The sequence below is a fragment of the Bradyrhizobium sp. UFLA05-89 genome, from assembly GCF_059803475.1.
In genome coordinates, this window is the sequence record NZ_JBANBA010000214.1 from 1 (window position 1) to 5,511 (window position 5,511).

Annotated in this window: 5 protein-coding genes; 4 read left to right on the top strand and 1 reads right to left on the bottom strand. The window is 57.5% G+C overall.

Going from position 1 to position 5,511, the window contains the following annotated elements:
• Window positions 1-77: 77 nt before the first annotated feature.
• The 3 genes from SO139_RS45345 (at window position 78) to SO139_RS45355 (ending at window position 2,639) form a co-directional block, all read left to right on the top strand.
• A complete protein-coding gene (locus SO139_RS45345) occupies window positions 78-743 on the top strand; it encodes a substrate-binding domain-containing protein (RefSeq protein ID WP_449384618.1) in 666 nt (221 codons plus the stop codon).
• 233 nt (window positions 744-976) lie between these two features.
• Window positions 977-1,639 (top strand): nucleotide-binding protein, encoded by a 663-nt coding sequence (locus SO139_RS45350; protein WP_449384617.1) that lies wholly within the window; start codon window positions 977-979, stop codon window positions 1,637-1,639.
• Window positions 1,608-2,639: a hypothetical protein gene (locus SO139_RS45355; protein ID WP_449384616.1), complete on the top strand. Its 1,032-nt coding sequence runs from the start codon at window positions 1,608-1,610 to the stop codon at window positions 2,637-2,639. The genes SO139_RS45350 and SO139_RS45355 overlap by 32 nt, the downstream gene beginning before the upstream one ends.
• Before the next feature lie 428 nt (window positions 2,640-3,067).
• Here SO139_RS45355 and SO139_RS45360 read toward each other — a convergent pair whose 3' ends face one another.
• Window positions 3,068-3,559: a hypothetical protein gene (locus SO139_RS45360; protein WP_449384615.1), complete on the bottom strand. Its 492-nt coding sequence runs from the start codon at window positions 3,557-3,559 to the stop codon at window positions 3,068-3,070.
• A 644-nt stretch (window positions 3,560-4,203) separates the two neighbouring features.
• Here SO139_RS45360 and SO139_RS45365 point away from each other — a divergent pair.
• Window positions 4,204-5,193: a ketopantoate reductase family protein gene (locus SO139_RS45365; RefSeq protein WP_449384614.1), complete on the top strand. Its 990-nt coding sequence runs from the start codon at window positions 4,204-4,206 to the stop codon at window positions 5,191-5,193.
• Window positions 5,194-5,511: the final 318 nt, after the last annotated feature.

The following is a 5,511-nucleotide window of genomic DNA, read 5'->3' on the forward strand; positions in this document are numbered from 1 at the left end:
GTTGAGGCCCTCGCCAAAAAATGGGCAGGCAAGCGCGCCAAACGCAGCTAACCCGCGGCCTGCACCGGAGGGTTACGATGATCCGCACCGGGAGCGTTGCGCTTGGCAACCTCACGCTCGATGTCAGCCGTAGCTCCGGCTTCTATCCTGATATCTTCATGGGCTACCCAGAACCATTGCGGCAGTTGCATCAGCAGGGAGTGGTCGAGCGTGAGGCGCGGTTCTTCTGCAGGAATCGCGGCGTCGCACTGCTGGTTCGGAAGGGTAATCCGCTCGGCATTCGCGGGCTGCCTGACGTGATACGTCCAGGTACGCGGATCGCGCTGCCGGATACCGGCGATGTTCGAGCAAAATGCCTTGCTGCCACGGAGACTTTGCTGGGAAAAGCCGCAGCCGATGCTCTCGTCGCAGCAGAGGCGGATTTCTCAGGCCGGCTTGGCATCATGCATCGCGATCTTCCTGAGATGGTCGCCCGCGGTTACGCGGACGTAGCCTTTACATGGCACCATCTAGTTTCTTACTGGGCACGAATATTCCCAGATCACATCGAGTCTGTTGCTATTGCCGGCACCGAGCCATTCTTCACCCAGATCGCCTTCGCTCACGTCAATCACCCGCTGCGCTTCGATGCGGCAAAAGCGTTCGGCGACTTCTTCTTCAGGCAGGCAAGGGACGTTTACCCGCGTTATGATTTTGCGCAGATGAACGAGAATGAGTTTGGAGCACTCCTGGAGCTGGATTGATCTCTGAAATTTCAGGACTCTGAAAGTGGCCCTTTGGCCCGCATGTATGGACCGGCCAGCGTTACAACGTATAGCGCGGTATATCGTTAGTGGCTGGATCTTGATTTGGTTGTGAGTTCCACGCTCGCTCTTGATGCGATTCACGATGAGGAGTGGTAGGTCACCGATTGGTAGTCCCATTTTTTTCGACGACTCGTGCGTTTCATGTCGTTGTCATCCGGGAAGCGCAGGAGATGTATATCCTTGCTCTGGTTACCCAAAAAGGCGGAAGCGGCAAGAGCACGCTGGCGGTCGGAATTGCAGTCGCAGCGATGGTGAACGGGGACCGAGTCGCAATTGTCGAGGCGGATCCACAAGGCACGATTTCAAAATGGAAAGAACGGCGCGGCCATCCCTATCCGCGGGTCGTTCGGGTCTCCGATCCCACCGAAATAGAAGGGGCGCTCGTCAGCCTTGAAGCTGAGGGAATCTCGCTTGCGATCCTCGATACCGCCGCCACGAACAATGCACTGGCCATACGCGCCATCGCGAGGGCCGACCTTTGCCTGATCCCGGTGCGTCCGAGTCTGGCCGACATCGAAGCCGCGATACCGACGTTGATTGCTATTCGTAGGCTCAACCGCCGATTTGCTTTCGTCCTCAATCAGACGCCACCGCGGGGCTGCCGCGTGAGTGAAGCTGCAACGTCGCTCAATTCGCTCGGGGTGCTTGCGCTTCCCTACGTCGGACATCGCAATGACCACCAGGACGCGCTTGGGGCAGGATTAGGCGTGACCGAGTTTGCACAAGAGGGAAGAGCCTCGGAGGAAGTTCGTGAGCTGTGGCGCTGGGTCTTGAAAAAGCTTGTCGAGGGGTCGTTAGATCATGAGCCACACGCAAAAACGGCGGCATGCTAGCCATACGCGCTGTGCGCGACGCTCGCTGGTAGAGCTTACCGCGGCGGCGAGCCGAGCCATTGACGATGGTTTGTTTGTGTTGTCCAGCGGGACTGCTGCTTCCAATCCGCGATCGGAGCACACAGGCGAGAAGACGTCTGATCAAACAATCCTTGCAAGGCAAGCGATGGCTCCGAATCCCGTTGCGGTGCTTGAATCTCGGAATGCGGCGGCGCCGCGCAAGGACGAACTCCTAGATTCCGACATTACCAACGAGATGATGGTGGAGATTGCCAAGGACTATCAAAACGGAGCTTTTGAAAACATCAAAGCCAGCCTGAATGCTGCGTTGGACCATGCAAAGAACCTCGTGGAGACACGGGTGGAAGACGAAGCCGAGTCGAAAGACATCGGCAGCTCCACTCTTGAAGGCAATTTTCTGATCGTTCGCAAAGAAACCACAACGGAGTTCTGCGCGGATGCGCCCGAGCTGGTTGTGCAGAAGGAACCATCCGAAGGCGCGAGGCAGCCGCAACTGCGATACATGCGGCGGCTCACAGACGAGGCGGTCAGATTGCTGGACGATCTTCAGAGCGGCAAGCTGGAGAATCAGGCGAACTTCATCCTGAGCGAATGCTTCAGAGAAGCCGCCAGCGCGTTCTCTATGATCAATCAGCAACTCAAGCGCGACGGCTATGCCGGGAGTATTGACCCATCAATCTTCATCTGGCTTGCCAATATCACCGAACCAGAGACGCGCGACACCGGGACCATGCGGCTTGAGATCGTACCCAACCACCGAGGGCGTCCGAGCACGTATGCGCGCCAGGTCGCTCAATTCATCTGGCATCTTGTCGAGGGGCAGGGCTGCCGGCGACAGGCGGCATATCGGGGGGCGCTCACGAAGTTCACCATAAGCGCGAGTTTCGCCGAGACGGCCTATGCCTTTTGGGAGCCGATCTTCAAACGGGCAGGACCGCACGTGAAGATGCTGACCCGCATTTCAGATCCAGAAATGTAAAGCTAAACAGCTGGCCATTTGGCGTCCGATTTAACTGAGGCCGAGGCCCCCTTGTCCGAGCTTCTTCGAAAGCCGGGCGCCGCATCAGGTTTGAAGCCTCACCGGCACTCACCTTGCTAGACCTGCGGACCTTACCTGCTCGCGTCCGCATTTTCGAAACCTCCTTGGACCCCTTCCCTGGTCACCCAGAGCCGTTCGGCGGATGCGCATGGCGGTCTGGCCATCCGTTGATGCGCCGACGGCTGATGTCACCCAGCGCGCTCTCCAGAAGTTGGGCTCTCCTTGTGGTTCAGCCCTCGTGCTTGATCTTGAGGGCTAAGCGGAAATATTCCGCTCGGTCAGAGTATTACCGGTTTGAACCGACTCCGACATTGCGCTTGCCTTGTTTGCACAGAGACGCACAAGCGCCTTCCCGAACATCCTGCCACCTATTTCATGGTATACGCCCCCCACTCGTGATTGCAGCCGTTAAACATGTTTGGCATGCCGCTGGGCGGGAAGTTACCGATGGGCATCCATTTCCCGCTTCCGCTCATGTCGGCGAATTTGCCCGTGCCGTGAACGACACGGTACGTCCCCTCGGCCTTGGCAGGATCTCCCTTCCGGGAATACACGACAAAGTACTTGTCGCCGGCCGCGTCCACGAACTCGCAACTGCCGTTTTCGTCGTGCTGGCCGCTGACGTCCGAAAATGCCCCTAGGCACTGCCCTGACATCATGTGAAATGGGGTCCCTTCCGTTCCAGGCGACGTACCGATAACGGCATACGACCCAGCCACCATTCCGTCAGCGTGCTGAATGAGGTGGGCTGGTCCCGTATAGCAGGTCTGCTGATCGACCTTAACCTCAGCAGCAATCAATTGCGTTGAAAGGGCCGAGGCCAATAACGCGGCTGAAAATATGAGTTTCGTACGTGACATGGGTTTCTCCTCCCAGTTACGACTTGCGCGTCGCTGATCGCGTGCAGAATGCGGGTACCGTGAAATTACTCTGCCCTTCTGATCTTCAATGTGCTCGGCAGAGAAGAAAATATTGGAGCTCACCACCGTACATTCTTTGACGTAGATCAACGCCGGCGCTTTCTGGCTTTTCGGGTACTGGCCGATTCCGTTGAAAAAGGCCGCGGTTGCGACTCAGAGATACCAGTGATTAATCGGCCCGACGCAGACCTTCGCAAGGTGAGCTCTTATGCCGATTTTCGGGGGTATAGCGGACTCGTTATGCTCGGCACGAGCTTTTGCGAGTCTGACCCAACTGCGACATTCTGGTTACGGATCGCTGGCAAGAAGTCGAGCGAAGGCAATGTTTGGCGAAGAAGCCAACAGCTAGGCCCCCCAAAGGAAATCACCTAGGCGCTCGGTAGCGTTCGGGCTCAGTACAGTAAATGTACCATGTGTGATAGATATGCCGTCATCTACTGAGGCTCCGGCGGGCACTCTGGGCAATCATTATCCATTAAGAACCGATGAGATCGGACGACGGACCGCGGGACAGGTGAAGCGTGCTGTTCTGCGCCACAATGAGCCAATCCAGCTAGAACTGGACAATACCGGGAAGAGGAACGATGTCCGACCAGAGCAGCCACTCATTCGGTGTCGCCGTTCTCGGAGCCGGCGCAATGGGATCCTTATTCGGGGGCAGTCTCTTCGAGGCCGGAGCAGATGTCACCCTAATCGACCTCGATGCCGCTCATGTCGAATCGATTCGCAAGAACGGCCTCAACCTCAAGACGGATGCAGGCGAGCGCCGCATTCACGTCCCGGTTCTGTTTCCCTCCGAGGTGAATGCCGTCTACGACCTCGTCATCGTCTTCACGAAGGCGATGCACACGAAGCAGGCACTAACCGCCATACGTAGCTCGATCGGCCCAAACACGGCGCTCTTGAGCCTGCAAAACGGGCTCGATAACAAGCTTGTTCTCACCGAGTTCGCCGATCCTCGAAATGTGCTGATCGGCATCACAACCTACCCCGCCGATATTAGGGGGCCGGGCAGCGTCGAATCTCACGGTCGCGGCGTTGCTCGGCTCGCGGCGGCAGGCGAACCTGCCTCGCCGACGCTGGACCTCCTTCCCGATCTCTTCGCGCGGAGCGGGCTCAATGCGGTAATCGATCCACATGCCGAAACGGCGATCTGGGAGAAGGTCGCGTTCAACGCCGCTTTGAACGGCCTTTGCGCAGTCACCGGATCAGCGGTGGGTCAAATCGGCGCGCACACGGAAACGCGGGCGTTGGCTTTTCAGATTGTCTCGGAGGTTTGTAGTACGGCGATCGCCTGCGGCTTTGCCGTTGAGCAGCAGCATGTGGAAGAGATGTTGGCCGATGCGCTCGCACACCACATCCATCATAAGCCTTCCATGCTTCAAGATGTTATTGCAGGTAGACCCACCGAGATCGAGGCGATATGCGGCGCGGTGGTCCGCCATGCAGACGAGCGTGGCGTAGCAACCCCTGTTACCCGAACAATCCTGGGGCTCGTACGGCATATCGACTGGCGTGCAGCCACTGCGCGAAGATCGCCAGACCAGTCCAGCGGTGATCGTTCAGAACGATAGTTAGACTATTAGCGCGGCACCGAATTCAGTCGGTTCAGCGGCAAGCGCATTGTGCGAGGCATGTCACCGGACCTGATGTTGGGTCCAATTTGGGTCCACGGACCATAACTATATAGCGCGATCGTCGGCAACGATGGGCAATGCTTATTTAAGTACTTTCAATTGGTTAGATCGGCTAAGTCCTTGATCTAAAAAGCGTGTCCGGACTCCTAGGCACTCCGGACCTCGTGCTCTCTTCAGAGTAACCCTCCGGTGCAGGCCGCGGGTTAGCTGCGTTTGGCGCGCTTGCCTGCCCATTTTTTGGCGAGGGCCTCAACT